This window comes from Rhizorhabdus histidinilytica (genome assembly GCF_900167915.1).
GTDB lineage: Bacteria > Pseudomonadota > Alphaproteobacteria > Sphingomonadales > Sphingomonadaceae > Rhizorhabdus > Rhizorhabdus histidinilytica.
The window spans coordinates 1-19,735 of record NZ_FUYM01000024.1; the positions used below are offsets into that span (position 1 = coordinate 1).

The following is a 19,735-nucleotide window of genomic DNA, read 5'->3' on the forward strand; positions in this document are numbered from 1 at the left end:
CATCTTCCCACCAGATCGCCTGGAATCGCTCCAGTTCATGCTTGTCCACGCCAAGGCAATAATCCGACACAAGATCGGCCAGTGCAAACCTGCTGATCACCTCTTCTAGATTCGACATGATTACTCCTCTGTGATTGTGACATACATTCCCCAAGTGTCATGCCGTCTGACGTGAGTTTAGCCTGAATCCGACCGCAGGACAATCATTTTCCGTCCCGAGCGGCGTCGTCGGGCGCGCAAGGCGCTGAGACAGGGCAGATCGGCCCGCGAAGCCGCCGTGTTGTGCCCTGGTGGCGGTGTTTTTCAGCGCAGCGGACAGACCCATCCTGCCGTTTTCGTTCAGTTTGGGCGTGGATGGCGGTCATGCGCATAGCGGAGGCGCTCGCAATCGGCGGATGGCGGCGAGGATGGCGCGGACCATCGGACCGGTGACGGCCACCTCGGCCAGCTGGAAGGTGATGGCGCGGGCATGGCGGACGACACGTGCCCCGATCTTGATCAGCTTCAGTTGCAGGCTGGTCAACGACCAGTCGGCCATCGTCTCGGGCAACTCGATGCAGCGCAAGAAGATGGCCAGGTTGTAGGCCAGCGCATGCAGTTGCAGTCGCACCTCATTGTCGCGGAACTTCCGGCATGACAGCCGCGTCCAGTGGAAGGCATATTTACCTTCCTTGATGTGCTGCTCGGCGGTGCCGCGCTGGTTATAGAACCGCACCACCCAGTCGGGCTCCATCGGCAGGTTGGTGACGATGAAGCCGACACGCGGGAACAGTTCGCCCGGATGCCATTCGATCTTGGCGATCACCCGGCGTTCCTTGTCCCAGGATGCCGCCTGATACTCGAAGTCTTCGTAGAAGCGCTTGACCTTGGTCAGCGAAGGTCGCCCGACAGGGCGCGTCAGCCGATGCGCGATCTTCTCGCGCAGGACGTTGTTCGCAGGCAGCCGGATGGCGTAGAAGAATCGGGCTTCTTCCAGCCGCTCATAGATCGCGGGGATCGCGTAGGCGGCGTCAGCCCGGAAGAACCGGCCGCAAAGGTCGCGCTCCGCGTAGCGGGCGATGACGGGGTCGAGAACGTCCCGCCAGCCATCGGCGCTGTGGACGTTGCCATGGCGCAAGGCGCAGCGCTCCAGCATGCCGAACTGGTTGAACAAAAAGTTCGGGTGATAGCAGGTGCAGTCGAAATGCCCGTTCCAGGCCGCGCCCTCCTGATCGCCATGGGTGGGGCTGACCGAACTGTCCATGTCCAGAACGATGTACTTCAGCCCGTTACGGTCATGGAACCGGTCGATCCATTGGCCATTCAGGTCGGCCAGCGCGGCACGGTTCTCGGGCTGTGCCAGTGTCTCGGTCTCGAACCGTCCCATCTGCGAGGCCGAGGCCGCTTGCGCATCGACAGCCCTTCCACCCACGACCTGGCGCATCACCGGATCGAGGGCCAGGCGGTCGGCGTCGTTCACATCCTCGTATCCGGCCAGTCGCCCGAACACCGATTGCCGGAACAACCCGTCAAGCCGGTGGACCGTGTTCTTGCCGCGCCGGGTGTCGCGCAATGCTTTTGCCGCCAGATCGGACAGCCCGAGCGCGTCATCCAGCTCGCGCATCACCAGCAGGCCGCCGTCGGAACTGAGCTGCGCACCTCGGAACTCCACATGCACCCGGCGGTCGAACTCGACCCGATCTGCCCGCTTCGAACCCGCACCCTCTGGGTGATCCATCAAACGCGCCCCTCACGGCCATCAACACCATGATTTATATCGGAAATATTGAGATCCTGACAGCAAAATCAGCGATTTACTTGGGGAATGTGGGTTTCATGGGCTTTCCCTTCCTAATTGAGCCGAAGGCGATGACGGGTCATCGACTTCTGCCGAAAGCGGGCGACGCTGGGCCGGGGAATGCCGCAAACGGGGCCGATCAGGGGGGAGGGGGATCACCCGTCCTGCACGGAGCGAAGCGAAGGAAGGGCGGGGAAACCCGCCTGATCGCCAAGCGGAGCCGCGCAGCGGCGGAGACGGTCTAGCCCTTGCGGCAGGGGGCAGGAACAGGCCCCAAAACGCGACAAATCAGCGCGGCGGCTTGCCGCCTCAATCTCCGCCAGGACAGGCGGTGGCAGCTGCCACCGCCTGCACCGATCAGCCAGGCTTGCGGATCGCAAGCAAAACGGTGTTCACGTTGGTTCCGGCGTGGGCGAAAGAACCGGGGGGAAGGTCGATCCATTTACGACTGTGAAAATAGATCGCCTCGCAAGCAGCGATCATGCGGTGTAGCGCCTTGTGGCGCTGATCCTCGCCATACTCTGCCCGCGCGCTCATGATCGCCACCAGCACGCCTCCCGGCTTGAGAAAGGCGAGGGCATGACGCACATGGTCACAGTCGCGGCCTCGATCAAAAGGCGGGTTCATTATCACCGCGTCGAACGGTGCATAATGGGCCGGGTCCAGTGCGAGAAAATCGCCCTCGATCGCATCGGCAAAGCCATGGATTACGCGTAGTTCATGGGCGAAGCCGGGTTGCAGCTCCACGCAAGTTACATCGGCACCAGCGGTGCGCGCGGCCGAAGCAAGCGCGGCCTTGCCCGCGCTAGGCTCTAGAACGCGCTGGCCTATGCTGATCCTCGCATGTTCGATGACCTGGGCGGCGATCTCTGGAGAAGTCATGAACGCGCCGAAGTTTTTGGCGGGCGTGACATGATAGGCCGGGGCCGCTTCTGCCTCGGTCGTCTCATAGCCGTCACCGATAGCCTCGCCGTAATATTCTGCGAGCAACAGATTCACGCTCTGCAAAAGGTCGTCACGCTCGAACCATATGTGCAGATTGCCGTTCTTGAAGACGCGAACGCGGAAATAGTCGCCCTCGATCACCGTTGGCAGCGATCCGCGCACTCGCGCGGCATCGGCAACCTGTGAGGCGATGCTCTGGCCCTCTGAAACAGGGGGCTTTTCGTCCAGTTCCAGAAAGACGCGCTCCACGTCCCGCAACGTGTCGCGGCGCTCGTATCGGTCCCATGATCCCCATTCGTTCAAGGCGCGGTCGATGATGAGACGCGCGCCGATCTTGAAACCGTTGTGCGAGCGAAAGCGGCGATCCAGCTTGGCGAAGACGTTGGCAATGCCGCGTAAATAGAGGTCGCGCCGGTTGGTCCAGATATTCCCGAAAGTTGCGGCGCAGTTGTCGGGCGTGAACGGCACGGGAGCATCGCGCAAGCCGTCATGAAACTCCTTTCGGGCCTGCTGGTCTAGCAGCTGGTCAAAACCCAGCTGCTCCATGAGGGCCGCCCAGCACCGGCGGTCCATCGTGTGCGTCAAGACGCGCTCGAAATTGGCGCGTGCGTCGATGGTCTGGCGCGCTCCCGTCTCCTTGTCGCGCTGGTCGATAGGCTGCGACTGGATGAAAGCGCGGGTCAACGTGTCCTCGGTCCAATCGCGGCCACATGAAAGCGACAGTGCGCCGCCAAGGGTCAGGCGCGCCGCCTCGTCGCGGGTTGCATGGTAGGTGTCATAGAGGCCCAGCCAAAGGGCTATGGCCTTGTCTCGGCCGTCGCAAATATCCGCAATCTGCGCGGTCGTCATAAGCTCCTGGCCCATGCTCACGCCCCCCCGACAATAAGAGCACCAAAGCCGAAGCCCTCGGCGGCGTCCTCGATGGTGGTCACAAGGCCGTCAAAATCTTCATCCGGCCCGAGTAGGTCGGCAATCTCGATGACGGCGGGAAGGTCAGCGCCATGATTTCCGGCAAGGTCTTTGATGTAGCCGAAGCGGTCGAAATTGCCCTCTTCCTCATAGCGAGCGAGCGGGATGGTGCGGGCGGCGTTGATCCGAAGAATCGTTGCCAGCGGAATGTCGGTCATGTGCTGTTTTCCCTGCCTAGAATGGAGCCGAAGGCGATGACGGGTCATCGACTTCTGCCCAGCGGCGAGCAGGGCCGGGGAATGCCGCAAATCAGGGCCGATCAGGGGGGAGGGGGATCACCCGTCCTGCACGGAGCGTAGCGAAGGAAGGGCGGGGAAACCCGCCTGATCGCCAAGCGAGGCCGCATAGCGGCCGAGACGGTCCAGCCCTTGCGGCAGGGGGCAGGAACAGGCCCCAAAGTCGAACAGCGGACGCGGCGGCATTGCCGCCTCAATCTAGGGAAAAGCGCCCGCCAGGTCATAGCGTAGCGGCGACCTGGCGGGCGCTGCGGCATGTCGCCGGCGACATGCCCAACGGATAGCGCCGGAAGCATCCGAGCAATCGGATCCTCCGTCATTTTAATTGCCCGAGCGGTTGCGCGATACGTCCGCATAAGGCTTGCGGCGGCACTGGCTGCACCGAAGCCGCGCTATCAGCTCGTAAATGCGGGTATCGAAAGAAATGCGGCGCGAGCGGGCGAAGTCGCCCAGCGGGGCGACGACGCGGCGACCGCAAGCGCACTGGATGCGCAGATAACAGCCTTGCCGATACCAGATAGGATCAATGGGCTTGGGGCGGTTGTAGTTCGCAGCCATTGGGCGCTTATGCGCCAAACGGAACAGGAGGGGAACGCGCCGCGCGCACGCCGGTTATTGGATTGGCAAGGGAAAAGGGCTATATAGGCAATGCTTCGTGTGCTGATTCATTTCACGCACCTACCTGAACCCGCCGTGCTGTCACACGGCGGGTTCAAACATTTAGGGCGGGCGGCCCTGTCAGACCACCCGCCCCGCTGGATCAGCCCTTATCGGACTTCCCCAGCTTCACAATTGCGATCACGAGCGCAACGGCTGCGATCGTCAATTGAGCTGCTTCATATGCTGTCAAATCACATCACCTCCTTTGAGCGAGAGGATTTGCGAAGGGCCGCTGTCACAGTCCCTCGCCCTCGCTCGATGAGGGCTATACAACGGATTGGCGGCAACGCGCGCGAAACGCTCTTCATATTTTTATAAAGCCGTGGGATGATCGCCAGCGACCGTTGATGAAAAGGGGAAGCTATGGGCCTCGTATCGCAGGTTAGCGCCGATGACCGGGAAAGCGCATGGCGAATAGTCCGTCATCGCGAAATCATGGAACGACTGATTCCGCTTTGGGCCGTGCTTGGCGTCGCGCTGGTGCTGATGGGCGTGGACCTGGGCGGGCGTCTGCTGTGGACCCTGCCGATGATCGGATATGTCTTTGGGGTGATGGCGGTCGATTTCGGCCCTGATTACCGCGCCGCGAATTATTGGGTGCCGGTCCTGGGAAGCCAAGCGGCGGCGCTGCTGCCTCTCATCGCCAGATTCTAGATCTCTTTGGAGCGGTGGCAGCTGCCACCGCTCCACGCGCGTCAAGCTCTGCCCTCGAAGCGGGCGATCAGCTGCTCCGCTACGGAAGTAATTTCGGCGGGATCGGCGGTTTGAGTGCAATCGCCGCCTACAACAGCGCCGAGCGTGCCGACGTCCAGTTGGACAACGTGGACACGCCACACGTCGCGCCGGATTTCGTATTGATCGGGAAGCGGCCTTTGCATGATTTTATGAAACACTAGGTCAACCCATTGGCGTGCCTCCGGATCGGAAGACGCATCGGCGTAGTCGGCGCGGCTCGCCATGACGCTGTATCGGTCCCCTAGCATGAATTGACGTTCGCGCGCGCGCCGATCCTTCTCGATCCGCGTCACGCGATCTTTTTCCGCCCGCTTCATGGCCTGCTTCATCCGAACATCGTCGGCGCTGCGCGTCAGCGCCGCCATGATGTTCGGGACGCGCGCGGGCATGTAATGCCCCGCGCGCTCGGCCGCCTCGATGACAAATTGCAAATCGCTGATCTCTGTGGGGGAAAGGGTGACGCGAACGGCGCTCGCCGTGTTGCTGATCTTCATGGCTGCGGCTCCGGCTCTTCCTGCGCCTTGTAGGCGGCAAGGCCAATCCACGATCCGTTATCGCCGCGAAACTGGCGCACAACATCGCCACCGTCCCAATGGCCGGTGAAGATGCCGCGCCGGTTGATCCCGCCGACGGGGCGCGTGCGCGCCGCCAGAAGGCGGGCGCGGCGCGTGTCTCGATCTAGGTGGCGCATGGGTTGCATGGTCAATCCTTCCTATTCGCTGGCGGTGTCGAGTTGCGTGCCGATCTCGTCGGCGTCGAAGTCTTCAAGGGCTGAAATCGCGCTTTCCAGTTCGGAAATTGCGGCGTCCATCGCCTGCGCGCGTTCGCTGTCCTCAAGGCTGGGGGGCAGATTCTCGCGGGCGGCCTGCTCGTCATCCTTGATGGTTTCGAGCATGTCGCGCGCCTCATCCAATAGGGCTTTGCCCTTGTCGATCAGCTCGCGGGCGGCGGCGATCTGCTTGCGGCGTTCGCGGTTCATGCCTCTGCCCTCACGTCGCCGCTGTCGATCTGAAAGCCTGCGCGGGCCAGCTCGTCACAAAGGGCGAGCTGCCGATCCTCGCGGGTGCCGCTGGTGGCGATGTAACTGCACCGGCCATCGTGGAAGGCGAAGCCTGCGCGTTTCAGGCATCCGCGAAACCGCTGGTGGGTGCGGTCGCTCCAATCCAGTGTGCCCGCATAGTTGCGGAAGGCGGCTACAGCGCAGACGGAACCGTAATTCTCATCACGCCAGCTAAGCTCGATCACCGGGGGCGATTTGGTCATGGTGGCCTCCCTCAATATTCGCTGGTCAGGAGAATGGTGAGCACGCGGGTTGTGGCATCGGGATTCCACGGTTCGGCGCTGCCAAATTCAAGATCGCGGTCGTAATAGTCGAACTTCCACATGACCGAGAGGGCAGGGCGCGTGCTGTCGTCGGTCCAGCGAGTATGCCATTGGCCGATCACGTCGCGATAAAGGAAACCGGCGTCATGCTCGCCGTGAGGATCGTTATCGGGTGTGAAATCCTCAAAGCCCTCGATCATCTTGAGAATGTCGGTCTGCGTGTTCTCGTCCAGCGCCGCGATGCCTTGCGTAATCACGGTGCGACAAGTCACGCCCATCGTTCGCCGCGCAATGTCGTTCAGCGCCGCAACGGTGGCGATCTGGTCAGTCGTCGCTTCCATTTTCCTCACTCCTTTAGGCGAAGCCGCTGCCTGCGGCCTGCGGCTCTGACCCGCTGGCGAAGCGCGGGATGGGGAGGGGGAAGCAAAATCGATGGGAGTGGTGCGGGCGGCACGACTAGGGAGGCCCCGGCGCGCGCGAGCGCGCCGGAACTGGCCGAACTTGTCGGGCAACCCGGTCCTGTCGATTATGCTTCGGGAACGAAAGGGCGGGTGCCCTTGGCGTTCCCCCCGGTGTCAGCTGCCACCACTGACGGAGCGCGGCCCTGGGCCGCTCGATCCTATGTGGCAGCTGACAGACTACTAAGCGCGCGGCCCTGGCCGCTCATTTTCAGCGCTCGCGGTCCTTTGCTTTCTCGGCGGTCGGCGTCGGTGATTTGCCTTCCCGCAATGTTGCGGCGACATGGGCCTTTGCGCTTTCGACGATCTGCGCCAGCTGTTCCTTCGATGCGCCGCGCTCGGTAGCTGTGGCGACGCGCTTATCAATGGCGAGCTGGAATTGCGCGAACCTGGCATCGGCCCGGTTCTGCTCAGGCGAGTTTTTCTCGAATTGCGCAGCAAGGCGTAGATCAACCTGGCTGACGCCGGGAGGCATGACTTGCAGACGTAGCGCGCGATCGGCGGCCTGAATGTCGCGGTCGGTCATTTTCGAAAGGAAATCTGCGGCGCCCGCGCTGATGGCGCGGACTCTTTGCAGCGGGTCCATGCCCTCGGACCAATTGACTTCGATCTGATGATAGCGGCGTTGCTCAATCAGCTGAAGGTGGTGCATCGGCCCTTTGGGGTCTCGGAAAAAGGCAAGCTCCTGCGCTGAACGCGCGGCCAGCTGGCGCATGTCAGCGGACGTTTCCGCGATCCGGTTAAGCTGCTCATGCTGCCGCGATGCAACGGTTTGCGCAGTAGGTAGGTAACGGCTGATTTGATCCTTGGCCTGCTCAATACTCATTGCGCGTCGTTCGCCAACTGGCATGAGAGATTCCATCGAGGGCGGAAACGCGATGCCCGCTGGCCCACGCGCTGGCTCGACGCGGTTCTGTTCGAGCGGCATTGCATCACGGATGACTTTGGCGAGGGAGGCGTGATTTCCGGTATGGAAGCTGTCGCGGCTCGCCTCCATCCAGTCCTTCGGCCCCATTGCCTGGATCGAGACGAATTTTTCGGCCGCAAGGGAATGTAGCTGCAAGTGCAGCCGCATGGTGCGGCCATTGCCCTCACGGAACGGATGAACGGCATTTAATTCAGAAATATGCCGCCCCATGGTATCGGCAAAGCCATCACGATCCATCGACTTGAGGGTGTGGAGGTCGGGCAGTTGCTTAAATTCGTGCTCCATGCTGCGGGCAATGAAGTGCGCTCGGGCAAAAGTGCTGCCGGGTTTGCTTATGTCCACAGTCCGAAAGCGCCCCGCCCAATCATATACGTCCTGAAACAGATGATTGTGCAGTTCGCGATACTCGCGCGCGTTCGTCGCCGGCGCGGCGCGCTGCACGACCAGCTCGCCATGTCGGACAACCGAGAAGAAAGCTTCTCGCTCCTTGAGGATATTATCGTCGCGGATTCCCAGCTTGTTCCGAAGAACGTCGCTGTTACGCCAGGTGTAAGGGTCGCTCACCTGTCATGCAGCGAGTTTCTGGCGGGACAGAACATCACGGTTGTAGTCCTGCGCCAGACCAATCGCCATATCGACGGGAATTTGGGTTTCGACCAACAGCAAACAAAAAGAGTGGTCATCCGAAACCAATTCAAGTCCTTCAATCTTGCAATTTGCGATTGCCTCGCAATAAGCTGCCATCACGGCAGGAATGTCTTCCTGCCGACGAGGCTCATACCCCATCGCCTTGATGCGATTCCTGTAGGTGTCGATGATATTTTCCATTTTGCACCTAAAAACGACCTGCTCCCAGCCATAGTTAACATGTCGGGATTTGTATATAAACCACATTGAGTAGCCCCCATATTTCACCTTCCCAAAGCGGGACGCCGCGCTTGCGCGGCGTCTCGTGCATTTTGCAGGGCGGGGCATTTCAATCCGCTTGGTCGGTCATCATCGCTAACAGGTAGTCGGCGGCGTTCTGTGCCTCACGGGCGGCCTCGAAAATCGCGCGCTTGTCATTGCGGAGCGCGGTCAACCAGTGCTCGATATACGCAGCATGATCTTCGCGTTCCTCGACCTTGAAACCGACAATCGCACCGATGAAGGATGCGCCCAGCTCGGCCACGAGTTCGTCCCTCGCGTAGTCGGCGCGGCTCGTTGAAATCAGGGTTTTCCGGTTGAGGCGGCTTTCATGCCCTGCATGATGCACGGCCTCGTGCGCAAGCGTGGCATAGTAGTCGTCGGCGGAATGGAACGCTTCAAAAGCGGGCATTTGGATATAATCGTCGCGGGTGTGGTAATAGGCTTGCGATCCGCCAATGCGAACGGTTGCGTCGATGCGAGAGAACATCCCTTCAAGCTCAACGTCGCGGGTTTCGGGGTTGGTGATGATCGGGGCGGGCGCGGGATATTTGCCGTCCAGTCCCTCAACCTGATCGGCATTGAAAACCGTGTATCGCTTCAAGAACGGAATGGCGCGCTCGTCGTCCGTCTCGGAGTCCTTCACGACAAGCTTGTTGGCATAGACAACGGTGGTCCCCTTGCTGCCCTTCCTGACATTGCCACCAAGCTCCAATGCCTGTTTGAAGGTCAGCCAATAGGGCGAGGCGAAGCCCTGACGCATGGCGCTGGCCCAAAGGCTGAGGACATTGATCCCACGATAGGCAACCCCATTGTGCCGGAGCGGAATGGTTGGCCCACCGCTCCACGGCTTCACCCAAGGCTTTGTCCCCGCTTCCAGCATCGCAAGAATGTCGTCGGTGACAGCCTGATAAATGTCGATCCGGTTCGTTTCCTTGGCCATTTTCCTCACTCCTTTAGGCGAAGCCGCTGCCTGCGGCCTGCGGCTCTGACCCGCTGGCGAAGCGCGGGATGGGGAGGGGGAAGCAAAATCGATGGGAGTGGTGCGGGCGGCACGACTAGGGAGGCCCCGGCGCGCGCGAGCGCGCCGGAACTGGCCGAACTTGTCGGGCAACCCGGTCCTGTCGATTATGCTTCGGGAACGAAAGGGCGGGTGCCCTTGGTGTTCCCCCGGTGGCAGCTGCCACCACTGACGGGGCGCGGCCCTGGGCCGCTCGATCCTATGTGGCAGCTGACAGACGATTAAGCGCGCGGCCCTGGCCGCTCATTATGGCGGCGGGTTGCATGATTTTGTGTGGAATCTAAACCAGTTGCCAGATGAAACAACAGGTGGATCAGAAATCCTATCCTTCTGATCTATTTTCTGATCTGCACGGCGCTATTCCCATTTGCCAAGATGGTTTGGGACACGGCAATGGATACGATGCGCGGCAACACGATATTCGTCATGCCAGCGCTGATCCTGATCGTGCTCAAGCTGTTCATCAACATGATGCTGTGGTGCTTTGCGCTGTTCGTCGCACCCATCGGAATTTTCTTCCTCAACAGGCGCATTCGCTAATCGCAAAGGCGGGGCGGTGGCAGCTGCCACCGCCCCGAAGTTTGCGGGGAGCGCGGGAGTGAAGCGCGCTCCCCGTGCCGTCATGCCGCTTGGCTTTCGCTATCAGCGGCATCGGGCAAGGCAGAGGGTCGAAGGGCGGGGGGCAGGATGCGCCGCCCCGCAAGGCGCTCGTTGACCGTCACGGCAAGGTCAGAGCGCTTCATGGTCTGGCAATTCTCTACAGCGTCGTTGCCGCAACCTTCGGCCAGCAGCTTCAAGAGCGTGGCCTTGCTAAGCTGGTCGTAGAATACCTGATTAGGTTCCCACTTGTCGGCCATGTCGATCTGCGCGGCTCCGACGATCTGCGCCAGCTGGCGGTCGCGGTCGCTGTGGAACGAAAGGCTCGTGATCTGCGAGGCAACGCAGTAGGCCAGCAGCCGCAATTTCGCTTCGCTATCCATCTGGCGCATGTCGTCCAGCGTGGGTGTTTCGGCCAAGCGGTCAAGATCGGCCCTCGCGATCTCGTCAATGTCGGCAATCGTGGAATGACCCATGACCGCATCGTCAACATGGAAACGGTTCTTCTCGGCGGTTATTTCGGCGGCTTGTTGCCACGAATAAGCGTTGCCGCGAACCTGCCCCAAGAGGCCCGTCAAGAGCACGTCCAGCGCCAGTTCCGGGTCGCTGGCAAGGGCTTCCCGAACCGCCATCGTGCGGATGCCGCCCAGCTGATCCATGACCTTCTGCGAGTAGTCGGGACGGGGAGGCTTGGGGCCATCGGCAGCGCTGCTCTTGGCGTTGCGGGTGAACGCGACCTGTTCGATACCGTCATGGCCGATGAAGACGATAAGGGAGTGCTCGGCCTTCTGCTCGGCAGTGAAAACGCGGCAAGCCGATACGATGGCGTCTTGCTTGCGGGTCAGGGCGCGCAACTCGTCGTCATAGTCGTGCTCGTCCTCGTCCACCTCGCTTTCCCGCTTGGCGATTGCCGCCTCGATCTCGACCAGCTGCTCGGTTTCTTCCTCGGTCGGGTCGCGCTCGCCTGCGGGTTCCAGATGGCCGCGCATCCAGTAGGAATCGGGCCGGTAGAGCTGCCCTTCTGCATCGCGCCAGCCATCTTCGCGCGCCGCCTTGGCGATGGCGTCGAGCCGATCTTGCACAAGGTCCATGACAAGGCCCGCATCATCACAATAGCGACGTTCTCCGAAAAGATCGGTGGTGAAGGTGCCGCCTGCGGCGCAATAGGCTTCCTCGCCCACAATGCGGAAATGCTTGTCGGTATCAGCAACCTTCTCCTGGGTGAGCATGGCGCGGATTTGGTGGGCGTTGTCGCCGGCGCGCTTGAAAACCTCAAGCTGGCGGTCCTGATCGTCGGTCAGCGCGAAAGCCTGCGCCGCGCCCATGCCGATTTCGTCTTTCTGGAAGGCTTTGAGAATGGTCGGGTGCAGCGCCGCCAGCTTCAACACGCGGCGGACATAGGCGGGGGACACGCCGAACGATGCTGCAACATCGTCAACGTCCTTGCCGCTGTCGATGATCGCCCGATAGGCTGCGATGGCATCGGCGGGGTGCATGTCCTCGCGCTGCGCGTTCTCGGCAAGCGAGATTTCCAGCGCCTCGTCCTTGCTGCGGATTTCAACGGGAACCTCGAAAGTGCCGGGGATGGCCTTTGCCTTCTGCAACAGCTTCAAGGCCCGGTAGCGCCGCCCTCCGGCGCAAATCCTGATTTTGCCGTCTTCGTCATAGCCGATCAGGTTTTGCAGCACGCCCCGCGCCTGAATGTCGGCGGCGAGGGCTTCGATTTCCTTGGGCTTCACCTTCCGCACGTTGAGGTCGGAAAGCGCCAGCTTGTTCAGTTGGATGGTCTGGATGGTCATTTTTCACTCCTTTAGGCGAAGCCGCTGCCTGCGGCCTGCGGCTCTGACCCGCTGGCGAAGCGCGGGATGGGGAGGGGGAAGCAAAATCGATGGGAGTGGTGCGGGCGGCACGACTAGGGAGGCCCCGGCGCGCGCGAGCGCGCCGGAACTGGCCGAACTTGTCGGGCAACCCGGTCCTGTCGATTATGCTTCGGGAACGAAAGGGCGGGTGCCCTTGGTGTTCCCCCGGTGGCAGCTGCCACCACTGACGGGGTGCGGCCCTGGGCCGCTCATTTAGCGGCTAGAGAATGGCGAGCGCGAGAACCGCAACGATAGAACCGCACAAGGCGGACAAGAGCATCAGGCGCATCCTCGTGGCATTGATCGTGATCGCAGCGCCGGCACAGGCCCATAGCAGGGCAATTGTGGGTCCAGCGCGGTAAATCAGGAAGCCGATATCGCTGTTCGGCAGGAACTGCGGATAATCGACGATCAGGCGTGCGACGATCCCGCCGCCTGCGAGAATGAGCGCGGCGATCAGCCATGCCGCGATAGCCTCGACGCGCGGCGATACACCGTGCCTGGGCGCGGCCTGCATCGTCGTTCGCGTCGCATCATTCATGCTGATCTTCCCTTATAGCCCTGACCGTCACCCGAATGGGCGGAGACGGCTTTGCTGGCTCCGTGGAGCCGCGCGGCGCAGCCGTGTGGTGGAATAGGGCAGGTTCCCGGCTCCGATCATTTGCACTTGTTCGGCAGCTGGCCCCTCTCGATCGCCAGATTCCTCATCGCCTCGTAATCGACACCCCAAAGGCCCCGGCGCTCATCGGCTGCGTCTTTCATGAAACGGGCATAGGCCAGCCCTGAATGTTGCCTGTAATCAACGGCATATCCATGGCGCACCATCGTTGCCGAAACAGATGCCCCATTCGACCGAAACCGGCACGAAAGGTTAGACCGGCCCCAGCTTGTCCGCCGCGTGTTGCATATCGGTTCGATCGTCAGCTTTTCGTCCTGAAAATCGCTCGTGCAATCCATGCCGCCATTTTGCTTCACCAGCTCTTCCAGATAGAGGCCCGCTGCGATCTTGGGCACATTTCCCTTACCGTCCTCATCCGGCGCATCAATTCCCGACAATCGCACCCGCTTTTTATCGAGCGTTTCGAGCGTATCGCCGTCGATAATGCGCGGGTTCTCGACGTGGATCGAAACCGGCTCGCTATTCCTCGCCTGCATCTGATTGAACAGCGCGCCGAAAGCGAAAACAGAGAGAATGGGCAACGCGATTTGCTGATTTCGCGGCCATTTTTTGAAACCTCGGATCAGCACCTGGCTCTCTCCTGAAGAATGTCGTTCCAGTCCATCGGCGCCGGGGCTGGCGGGAGGATGATTTTCAGTTCGCGGTCGTTTGCAGTCAGGTGGTCGCGCGCGTCTTCTATGGCCTGTGCGGCTTCCTGTCCGTGTTGCGAGTAGATGACGATTTTGCGGATGCGTTCGGGGATCGCGATCAGGCCATAGCGGCGAATGCCGCCAGCGCCCCACACCTTGAATTTCCCGTCACTAAGCTGGGTGACGGAAACGGCTTCCTCGAAGCCTTCCGCGAGGCGCAGCACATCGCCGGTTGGCTGGCCGCCGATCCGCATGGCGGCGTGTCGGACCAGGCCGAGCGTCAATTTCGCCTCGCGCAGCGCCGCATGGTAGCGTTTCTCGCCGGTTGCCGGATCGAGCAAGATCCGCTGCACGGCGATTATGCCTTCGTCGGCCTCGAACGGCACGAGAAGGGCAGGATGCTCTTCGCGGGCGTCGGGCGGACCAACGATGCAGCGCGGAGCGAAGCGGACCTTGAGGCCGGTCGGGTCGATCGCGCGCGAACGCAGATAGCGTTCAGCCGCGGTGCCTGCGATCGGCACGGCGGAATCCCATAGTTGCAGCGCGAGCTTCCGGCGCGAAGGTTCGGGCGCGCGCTCGACCGCTTCGCCGCTGGTGTGGCGATTGATTTTGCGGCTGTTGAGCGCGGACCAGACGGCTTCCTGACTGCAACCGGCCCAACATTTGAACAGGACCGCCTTCTTGCCGGGGGTGACTTGGAGCGACGGGTTGCGGTCGTTGTGGGCTGGGCAGCAAACCATCCCATATGAGCCGCGCCAGTGGCCGCCCATATCCGCTACGATCTGACGTGCGCGTGCTTCGACGTCCATCTGCATCGAACTTCTTTCGTCAACGGTATCCCGACATTGGGATTTATACACATTTCACGGAGGCGGGCAAACGGTCGGGATATATGCCAATATCGCGCATGGCCCGACTAGGGCCATTCAATATAAATATCTCCGCCGGTTATCTTCACTTGCGGATGACTCGCGTTCTTTCGCCTCAATCGCTTCGCCCAAGCTGGCGAGAATGTCCCTCAGCTCGCGCTTGTCCCGCTCTTCGCGGGTAAGCTCCCATAGGGGCAGCTGATCCCTCATGCGCTCCATGTCGCGCGCCGCCTCGATCTGGCGATACTGTTCGCAAGCGGGGGCTGGATCGGCCGCGATGCCGCGACGGCGGCGAGCAGCGAAGATTTTCGAGAGGAAGGCAGGGAAGAGGAAGCGATAGGCGTTCGTGGCCTGCTTGATGCGCGGGCCAGCGCCTTGCGCTTCGTGGTCTGGAACCGGCTCGTAGCGCCTGAACCAGTCAATAATGCGCGCGTCTTTGAGGCGCGAAAGCGCCTGAACGACGCAATTCTTGCTCAGGCCCGTTCCATCCATGATGGTGTGAAGGCTGGGGAACAGCGCGCCGGTGCTATAGTCGATGACGCGGGCCAGGAACTCAATGATCTGGATGCCGGCCTGTCCGATCGCGCCGTTGCGAATGCGCGGTGTGGTCGTTCGCCGCTGCGCGAGCGTTTGCCGCTCGTAGAGCTTTGCGGCTTCGATCATCTCGCGCATCTGGCGCGCATTACGGATCGGCGTGTAAGCCTTGGCACGCTTCTCATGGCCTACGGCGATGCTGCCAGCCCAGACTTTAACGCGCGGTTTTTCGGCACGCGCAAGCAAGGCGCGGTCGATCGTGGCCAGGCCGGTGCTACGCAGCACGGCGCCTATGGAAGTGGTCATGCGGACCTCCCTTCGTCGGTCCCGCGAGGCCAAGCGCCATCGCTCCCGAAAGCACGCTTTCAGGATTGACTTTCGCCGCAGCGCCACCGATAAAGGGGTTAAGCAATCGCCCACTTCGGTGGCACAAACAGCCCTCGCTCAGCCAAGCGAGGGTTTTTTGTTGCCTGTTGCAGGCGGGGAGCCACCCCGAATGCAACAGATGAATCGCCGACTCCAAGGCGGAATCAGCGGGTCATAACTGGCTCAAGTTTCAAGGATTGGCAAGAATAAGCGTGTGCACACGCTTATGGTGCGATCTTTAGACCGCTTTGCGGTAATGACGGAGATAGTCGGGATACTCGATCCCGCGCGTCTTCAAGAGATTGATCGTCGCCTCTTCAACCAGAGCCGCAACAGAGGTTTGCTCGCGCTCTGCCAATCCCTTGATCTCAGCTGCTAGCTCAGGTTTTACCCAAGCCGCAAGGTTGCGCGTGTTCGCACGGCTTGGCCGCCGCTTCGGCAGCGGGACCGGCAACAACGGGTCTTCCTGTCTTTTCGGGCGCGCCATAGGTCTAAAACACAAGAGGTTGGTGTGGTGCCGGAATAAGCGTGTTGACACGCTTAATGGCTGTAATGTCGTTGCGCGGCAAGAGATGACAAGCCGGGTTGCCCTCGCCTTCAAAGCGAGGATAGACATATCATAATCGGTAAAAGGGAATAAATCACGATGCCGCACAGCGACGATTGGCAGTATGATCCGATCCTTGAGCGCGAACTAACCACCCGCCGCCCCGCTGGCGGAATGATCCAAGCAGTCGAGATTGCGCAGCTGCCGTCGAGTGAATGGATCATCAACGTCAAAGTATCGTGGCGTGGCGATAAGTGGCTGAATGTCTGCCTATTCGAGCAACCGACGCTTAAAACCTACAAACGACTGTCAAGCGCTGTGCGGCATGTCGTGCTCGATTACGGATATGAGGATGACCATATCCGATTAGTCCCAGACAAACAATGCAGCAACAAATTGGCGTTTTAGGCTTCCCTTTCCCCTCCATCGTGATATGTGCATAAATCTCGATGACGAGGGAGAAAGCGATGAAAGCTTTTAATTTCGCGCTCGCGACGGCCCTGGTGGGGGCTGCGGTGCAATCGACCCCTGCTGTAGCATCGGATAATACCTGGGCATGTGAGGTTGTGCTGTGCATCTCCAATCCGGGTGGTCCGACGCAATATCCAGCCTGTGTTCCACCGATAACGAAACTGTGGCGCGTGCTGGCTCTCGGCGGCAGCTTCCCGACATGCACGGGCGGAGGCATCGCCAAGACCAAATACAAGAAGCCGGATGATGGGAGGCCTGGGCGCTTGACGGTCACTTGGACTGACGGGCGGCAACAGACCTACTATCAGCCGCGCAACTGACCGGGAACGGGAGCGTGTTCCTCGAAACCGGAGCCGTTCTGTCGCTGGCGGCGCAATGCGCCCCAGCAGTAGCACCGCATACGATCGCCGCGATCGTGGATGCGGAATCTTCGAACTATGTTTTTGCGATCAACGTCAACGGCGTGGCCAGTCAGCCGCGCCGTCCGCGTAATGAGGCTGAGGCCATCGCAACCGCGCGCTCCTATGTCGCGCGCGGCTACAGCGTGGATCTCGGCCTCGGCCAAATCAATTCACGCAACATGGGCTGGCTCGGCCTGACGTGGGACACTGTTTTCAAGCAGTGCGCCAATATCGAAGCGGCAGGCCGTGTGCTCCTGTCCAATTTCCGTTCGGCCAAGACGGGTCGCACCCCGCAAGAGGCCCTTCGGGTCGCACTCAGCATGTATAACACAGGCTCTCAATCGAGAGGTTTCCGCAACGGCTATGTCGCCCGCGTGGAGAATGCAGGCCGCCGCGTTAGCGGTCGGCCTGCGACCGCAATCCCGACTGTCATCGTGGGCGATCAGCCCGCCAGCGCCGCCATGAGCGACACTGGCGCCGGTCGTGTGCCGGTGGAGCTGGCGGAAATCGCAGCGGAGAACATGGAGGCGGCTCCACCGCCTGCACCGCCTGCACCGCCTGCGTGGGATGTTTTCGGCCGCGCCCAACACGCGCGGATTGGTTCGTAAGGCGAAGATAGGAGTTGTCGAATGTTTCGTATCTGGAAGATCAAGGCTGAATCCCGGCTCGATGCGCTGCTCGCGCGTCTCAAGCCCTCGCCGCTCATGGCGCGCGCGCTGCCCCTGTCGCTGCTGGCAAGCCTGCTCGTAGCGGAGCCGGCTTTTGCGCAGGCAAACTTTGAAGGCCTGGCCGACAACATTCTCGGCCTGCTGAGCAACGGTTTGCTCCGCACGCTGGCGATCATCGCGATCATCGTCGTCGGCCTTCTGTGGTTCCTCGGCCGCGCTTCGGTGCAGATGCTCGTCACGGTCGTAGTTGGCGTGGTGATCGTGTTCTCCGCGCCGTGGATCGTCGACACGATTACGGGGTGATCGGGGATGGACGGTCAGGAAGAAATGACAAAAGACCCGCTGTTCTTGGCCGTCACCCGCCCCGCTTTGTGGGCGGGTGTTCCCATTGAAGCGGGCGCGCTCATCATCATGGCGGGCGCAATCACGTTGGTTGGTTCGGGCAATCCTCTCTACGGCGGCGCGGCCGCCGTCGCGCTTTATGCGATGGCGCGGCTTATCGTTCGGCATGACGTGAACGCGTTCCGGCTGATCTTCCTGTGGGGCCGGACCAAAGCGGCGAACCGGAACCGCGTCTTTTGGGGTGGGTCAAGCTACACGCCGCTGCCGCTCTACGGAATCAAGCGAAAGGGATTTGGTCGTGGTGTTCGGTAAGAGCGCGCTCGCGGAGAAGGTGCCTTTTGACAAGGCCAGGCGGGAGGAAATGCCCGAGAAATTCTTGCCGTATTCGCGGCATGTCAATGAGCATGTGGTCGCCCTCGATAATGGCGATCTGATGCTCATGCTCGAACTGGATGGGCGGCCCTTCGAGACTTCGGACGTGCGCGATCTGAACGATTGGCACACGCGCCTCAACGGGGTCTGGCGCAATATCCATGACGAGCGGCTTTCGATCTGGACGCACATGCTGCGGATGCGCGTGCGCGACTATCCAGGCGGCACGTTCCGCTCCCATTTCGCCGCGAAGCTCGATCAAAAATATTATGAGCGGATGACGGCCGAACGCATGTTCCGCAACCGCTTCTTCATGACGGTCGTGATCCGCCCAACAGCAAACGCGACCGACAAGCTGATGGATTTCCTGCGCAAGAAGCAGGAGGACAAGAACGCCAATATCGCGGAAGCCCTAGAGCTGCTGGAAGACAAGGTGCGCGATCTGGAAAAGCTGCTGCTGCGCGTTCGTCCGCGCCGTGTCGGCATCTATGAGCACCGCGGCCTCCTGTTCTCCGAACCGCTGGAAATCTTAAACCAGGTGATGACAGGGCGCTATCGGCGCTGCCCTCTGGTCCGTGGCCGTCTCGGTTCGGCGCTCTATGCGAGCCGCGCGATCATCGGCGCTGAGACATTTGAGGTCCGCGACGCCGATCATTCGATGTTCGGCGGCATTTTCGGCATTCGCGAGTATCCGTCATCGACAACGCCGCGCCAGTTTGAATCGTTGCTGTCGGTCGATTTCAGCCTCGCCATAACGCAGTCGTTCACGTTCCTGTCGCGCACGGCGGCAACAGAACGGTTCCGGCTTCGCCAGACCCAAATGGCGAACGCCGGTGACAAGGCGATCAGTCAGATGGATGAGCTGATCGACGCGGCCGATGATTTGCAATCGAACCGCTTTGTGCTGGGGGACCATCATTTCACGCTGACGGTGTTCGCGGAAGATTTGAAAAAGCTGCGCGATAACATGTCGATCGCGCGCGCTGCGCTGGCCGATACGGGCATGGTCGCCGCCCGCGAAAGCGCGGCGCTGGAAGCTGCCTATTGGTCGCAGCTGGTCGGCAATTTCGCGTGGAGGGCGCGCCCCGCGCCGATCACATCATATAATTTCTCGGCGTTCTCGCCCTTCCATACGTTCCCGGCAGGGCACGAGGACGGCAATCATTGGGGGCCTGCGGTCGCCTTGCTCAAGACAAGCGCTCGCAGCCCCTATTACTTCAATTTCCATTCGGCGGACCTAGGCCATTCGATGGTCATTGGTCCATCGGGCGGCGGCAAGACGGCCTCTGTACATTATTCGGACACAGATTCACGGTAGCGGCTTGATGAGCAGCGGCATGAGGCCATCGGCATCGAGGTCGAGGCTCTCGGACCAGATATAATCGCCGGTGAGATTGATGCGGTCCCATCCCAGCGGCGACAATCGGGACAGCATCAATCTCA

General features: G+C 61.0%; 25 protein-coding genes and 1 pseudogene. 8 read left to right on the forward strand and 18 right to left on the reverse strand.

What is annotated here, in order from left to right; genetic code table 11:
• Positions 1-361: 361 nt before the first annotated feature.
• The 4 genes from B5X82_RS24980 to B5X82_RS24995 form a co-directional block, all read right to left on the reverse strand.
• Positions 362-1,717: an IS1380-like element ISKpn23 family transposase gene (locus B5X82_RS24980; RefSeq protein ID WP_003168745.1), complete on the reverse strand. Its 1,356-nt coding sequence runs from the start codon at positions 1,715-1,717 to the stop codon at positions 362-364.
• A gap of 417 nt (positions 1,718-2,134) precedes the next feature.
• Complete coding sequence (locus B5X82_RS24985; protein ID WP_031293058.1) at positions 2,135-3,571, reverse strand: DUF4942 domain-containing protein; 1,437 nt, start codon at positions 3,569-3,571, stop codon at positions 2,135-2,137.
• 17 nt (positions 3,572-3,588) lie between these two features.
• The gene (locus B5X82_RS24990) at positions 3,589-3,849 is read right to left on the reverse strand and encodes a hypothetical protein (RefSeq protein WP_021223026.1); all 261 of its coding nucleotides are present in this window, start codon (positions 3,847-3,849) and stop codon (positions 3,589-3,591) included.
• Positions 3,850-4,248: 399 nt separating this feature from the next.
• Entirely contained in the window at positions 4,249-4,485 is a 237-nt protein-coding gene (locus tag B5X82_RS24995; RefSeq protein WP_008831822.1) for a hypothetical protein, read from the reverse strand.
• A 465-nt stretch (positions 4,486-4,950) separates the two neighbouring features.
• Between B5X82_RS24995 and B5X82_RS25000 the strand changes: the two genes are divergently transcribed.
• Complete coding sequence (locus tag B5X82_RS25000; RefSeq protein WP_021223024.1) at positions 4,951-5,241, forward strand: hypothetical protein; 291 nt, start codon at positions 4,951-4,953, stop codon at positions 5,239-5,241.
• Positions 5,242-5,282: 41 nt separating this feature from the next.
• On the opposite strand, the gene B5X82_RS25005 is transcribed toward B5X82_RS25000, so the two are convergent.
• The 8 genes from B5X82_RS25005 to B5X82_RS25040 all read right to left on the reverse strand — a co-directional run bounded on the left by B5X82_RS25005 (position 5,283) and on the right by B5X82_RS25040 (position 9,880).
• Complete coding sequence (locus B5X82_RS25005) at positions 5,283-5,816, reverse strand: hypothetical protein (RefSeq protein ID WP_031293056.1); 534 nt, start codon at positions 5,814-5,816, stop codon at positions 5,283-5,285.
• Positions 5,813-6,022, reverse strand: a complete 210-nt coding sequence (locus B5X82_RS25010; protein ID WP_031293055.1) for a hypothetical protein — start codon at positions 6,020-6,022, stop codon at positions 5,813-5,815. Before B5X82_RS25010 ends, B5X82_RS25005 begins: the two co-directional genes overlap by 4 nt.
• Positions 6,023-6,034: 12 nt before the next feature.
• Positions 6,035-6,301, reverse strand: a complete 267-nt coding sequence (locus B5X82_RS25015; protein WP_021223021.1) for a hypothetical protein — start codon at positions 6,299-6,301, stop codon at positions 6,035-6,037.
• Entirely contained in the window at positions 6,298-6,585 is a 288-nt protein-coding gene (locus B5X82_RS25020; protein WP_031293052.1) for a hypothetical protein, read from the reverse strand. Before B5X82_RS25020 ends, B5X82_RS25015 begins: the two co-directional genes overlap by 4 nt.
• Positions 6,586-6,596: 11 nt before the next feature.
• Entirely contained in the window at positions 6,597-6,986 is a 390-nt protein-coding gene (locus B5X82_RS25025; RefSeq protein WP_021223019.1) for a DUF3768 domain-containing protein, read from the reverse strand.
• Between the two features lie 328 nt (positions 6,987-7,314).
• Positions 7,315-8,595 (reverse strand): Fic/DOC family protein, encoded by a 1,281-nt coding sequence (locus B5X82_RS25030; protein ID WP_021223018.1) that lies wholly within the window; start codon positions 8,593-8,595, stop codon positions 7,315-7,317.
• 3 nt (positions 8,596-8,598) lie between these two features.
• Positions 8,599-8,859 (reverse strand): hypothetical protein, encoded by a 261-nt coding sequence (locus B5X82_RS25035; protein ID WP_031293049.1) that lies wholly within the window; start codon positions 8,857-8,859, stop codon positions 8,599-8,601.
• Positions 8,860-9,007: 148 nt separating this feature from the next.
• Positions 9,008-9,880 carry an ArdC family protein gene (locus tag B5X82_RS25040; RefSeq protein WP_021223016.1) on the reverse strand — a complete coding sequence of 291 codons (873 nt, stop codon included), beginning with the start codon at positions 9,878-9,880 and terminating at the stop codon, positions 9,008-9,010.
• Between the two features lie 471 nt (positions 9,881-10,351).
• Between B5X82_RS25040 and B5X82_RS26885 the strand changes: the two genes are divergently transcribed.
• A complete protein-coding gene (locus tag B5X82_RS26885; RefSeq protein ID WP_021223015.1) occupies positions 10,352-10,498 on the forward strand; it encodes a hypothetical protein in 147 nt (48 codons plus the stop codon).
• A gap of 80 nt (positions 10,499-10,578) precedes the next feature.
• Here the strand turns inward: B5X82_RS26885 and B5X82_RS25050 are convergent, their stop codons facing one another.
• The 6 genes from B5X82_RS25050 to B5X82_RS25080 all read right to left on the reverse strand — a co-directional run bounded on the left by B5X82_RS25050 (position 10,579) and on the right by B5X82_RS25080 (position 15,945).
• Positions 10,579-12,354 carry a ParB/RepB/Spo0J family partition protein gene (locus tag B5X82_RS25050; protein ID WP_021223014.1) on the reverse strand — a complete coding sequence of 592 codons (1,776 nt, stop codon included), beginning with the start codon at positions 12,352-12,354 and terminating at the stop codon, positions 10,579-10,581.
• A 280-nt stretch (positions 12,355-12,634) separates the two neighbouring features.
• The gene (locus B5X82_RS25060) at positions 12,635-12,955 is read right to left on the reverse strand and encodes a hypothetical protein (protein ID WP_021223013.1); all 321 of its coding nucleotides are present in this window, start codon (positions 12,953-12,955) and stop codon (positions 12,635-12,637) included.
• A gap of 116 nt (positions 12,956-13,071) precedes the next feature.
• Positions 13,072-13,662: a thermonuclease family protein gene (locus tag B5X82_RS25065; protein WP_021223012.1), complete on the reverse strand. Its 591-nt coding sequence runs from the start codon at positions 13,660-13,662 to the stop codon at positions 13,072-13,074.
• Positions 13,656-14,537, reverse strand: coding sequence for a DUF7146 domain-containing protein (locus B5X82_RS25070; RefSeq protein ID WP_021223011.1), 882 nt, complete (start codon positions 14,535-14,537; stop codon positions 13,656-13,658). Before B5X82_RS25070 ends, B5X82_RS25065 begins: the two co-directional genes overlap by 7 nt.
• A 111-nt stretch (positions 14,538-14,648) precedes the next feature.
• On the reverse strand, positions 14,649-15,431 hold the full coding sequence (locus tag B5X82_RS25075) for a hypothetical protein (RefSeq protein ID WP_021223010.1): 783 nt from the start codon (positions 15,429-15,431) through the stop codon (positions 14,649-14,651).
• Positions 15,432-15,729: 298 nt separating this feature from the next.
• Entirely contained in the window at positions 15,730-15,945 is a 216-nt protein-coding gene (locus B5X82_RS25080; protein WP_235862799.1) for a hypothetical protein, read from the reverse strand.
• Between the two features lie 192 nt (positions 15,946-16,137).
• Here B5X82_RS25080 and B5X82_RS25085 point away from each other — a divergent pair, with 192 nt between their 5' ends.
• From B5X82_RS25085 to B5X82_RS25110, 6 genes and pseudogenes are all read left to right on the forward strand, one after another.
• Positions 16,138-16,446 carry a hypothetical protein gene (locus B5X82_RS25085; protein WP_004213195.1) on the forward strand — a complete coding sequence of 103 codons (309 nt, stop codon included), beginning with the start codon at positions 16,138-16,140 and terminating at the stop codon, positions 16,444-16,446.
• A gap of 59 nt (positions 16,447-16,505) precedes the next feature.
• Entirely contained in the window at positions 16,506-16,829 is a 324-nt protein-coding gene (locus B5X82_RS25090; protein WP_004213198.1) for a hypothetical protein, read from the forward strand.
• A gap of 14 nt (positions 16,830-16,843) precedes the next feature.
• Entirely contained in the window at positions 16,844-17,518 is a 675-nt protein-coding gene (locus B5X82_RS25095; RefSeq protein ID WP_021223008.1) for a lytic transglycosylase domain-containing protein, read from the forward strand.
• A gap of 21 nt (positions 17,519-17,539) precedes the next feature.
• Positions 17,540-17,881 (forward strand): TrbC/VirB2 family protein, encoded by a 342-nt coding sequence (locus B5X82_RS25100; protein WP_004213202.1) that lies wholly within the window; start codon positions 17,540-17,542, stop codon positions 17,879-17,881.
• Between the two features lie 6 nt (positions 17,882-17,887).
• The gene (locus tag B5X82_RS25105; protein WP_006949650.1) at positions 17,888-18,232 is read left to right on the forward strand and encodes a type IV secretion system protein VirB3; all 345 of its coding nucleotides are present in this window, start codon (positions 17,888-17,890) and stop codon (positions 18,230-18,232) included.
• Positions 18,219-19,589: pseudogene (locus tag B5X82_RS25110) on the forward strand (VirB4 family type IV secretion/conjugal transfer ATPase); the annotation flags it as partial. The gene B5X82_RS25105 and the pseudogene B5X82_RS25110, both read left to right, overlap by 14 nt.
• Positions 19,590-19,735: the final 146 nt, after the last annotated feature.

Excerpts from the sequence above, each read along its gene's own strand:
- B5X82_RS25085 (WP_004213195.1), top strand. The coding sequence starts at position 16,138 with ATGCCGCACAGCGACGATTGGCAGTATGATCCGATCCTTGAGCGCGAA.
- B5X82_RS24985 (WP_031293058.1), bottom strand. The coding sequence starts at position 3,571 with ATGACGACCGCGCAGATTGCGGATATTTGCGACGGCCGAGACAAGGCC.
- B5X82_RS24980 (WP_003168745.1), bottom strand. The coding sequence starts at position 1,717 with ATGGATCACCCAGAGGGTGCGGGTTCGAAGCGGGCAGATCGGGTCGAG.
- B5X82_RS24990 (WP_021223026.1), bottom strand. The coding sequence starts at position 3,849 with ATGACCGACATTCCGCTGGCAACGATTCTTCGGATCAACGCCGCCCGC.
- B5X82_RS25100 (WP_004213202.1), top strand. The coding sequence starts at position 17,540 with ATGTTTCGTATCTGGAAGATCAAGGCTGAATCCCGGCTCGATGCGCTG.
- B5X82_RS25050 (WP_021223014.1), bottom strand. The coding sequence starts at position 12,354 with ATGACCATCCAGACCATCCAACTGAACAAGCTGGCGCTTTCCGACCTC.
- B5X82_RS24995 (WP_008831822.1), bottom strand. The coding sequence starts at position 4,485 with ATGGCTGCGAACTACAACCGCCCCAAGCCCATTGATCCTATCTGGTAT.
- B5X82_RS25090 (WP_004213198.1), top strand. The coding sequence starts at position 16,506 with ATGAAAGCTTTTAATTTCGCGCTCGCGACGGCCCTGGTGGGGGCTGCG.
- B5X82_RS25010 (WP_031293055.1), bottom strand. The coding sequence starts at position 6,022 with ATGCAACCCATGCGCCACCTAGATCGAGACACGCGCCGCGCCCGCCTT.
- B5X82_RS25020 (WP_031293052.1), bottom strand. The coding sequence starts at position 6,585 with ATGACCAAATCGCCCCCGGTGATCGAGCTTAGCTGGCGTGATGAGAAT.
- B5X82_RS25070 (WP_021223011.1), bottom strand. The coding sequence starts at position 14,537 with ATGCAGATGGACGTCGAAGCACGCGCACGTCAGATCGTAGCGGATATG.
- B5X82_RS25035 (WP_031293049.1), bottom strand. The coding sequence starts at position 8,859 with ATGGAAAATATCATCGACACCTACAGGAATCGCATCAAGGCGATGGGG.
- B5X82_RS25000 (WP_021223024.1), top strand. The coding sequence starts at position 4,951 with ATGGGCCTCGTATCGCAGGTTAGCGCCGATGACCGGGAAAGCGCATGG.
- B5X82_RS25060 (WP_021223013.1), bottom strand. The coding sequence starts at position 12,955 with ATGAATGATGCGACGCGAACGACGATGCAGGCCGCGCCCAGGCACGGT.
- B5X82_RS26885 (WP_021223015.1), top strand. The coding sequence starts at position 10,352 with ATGGATACGATGCGCGGCAACACGATATTCGTCATGCCAGCGCTGATC.
- B5X82_RS25025 (WP_021223019.1), bottom strand. The coding sequence starts at position 6,986 with ATGGAAGCGACGACTGACCAGATCGCCACCGTTGCGGCGCTGAACGAC.
- B5X82_RS25075 (WP_021223010.1), bottom strand. The coding sequence starts at position 15,431 with ATGACCACTTCCATAGGCGCCGTGCTGCGTAGCACCGGCCTGGCCACG.
- B5X82_RS25005 (WP_031293056.1), bottom strand. The coding sequence starts at position 5,816 with ATGAAGATCAGCAACACGGCGAGCGCCGTTCGCGTCACCCTTTCCCCC.
- B5X82_RS25040 (WP_021223016.1), bottom strand. The coding sequence starts at position 9,880 with ATGGCCAAGGAAACGAACCGGATCGACATTTATCAGGCTGTCACCGAC.
- B5X82_RS25105 (WP_006949650.1), top strand. The coding sequence starts at position 17,888 with ATGGACGGTCAGGAAGAAATGACAAAAGACCCGCTGTTCTTGGCCGTC.
- B5X82_RS25015 (WP_021223021.1), bottom strand. The coding sequence starts at position 6,301 with ATGAACCGCGAACGCCGCAAGCAGATCGCCGCCGCCCGCGAGCTGATC.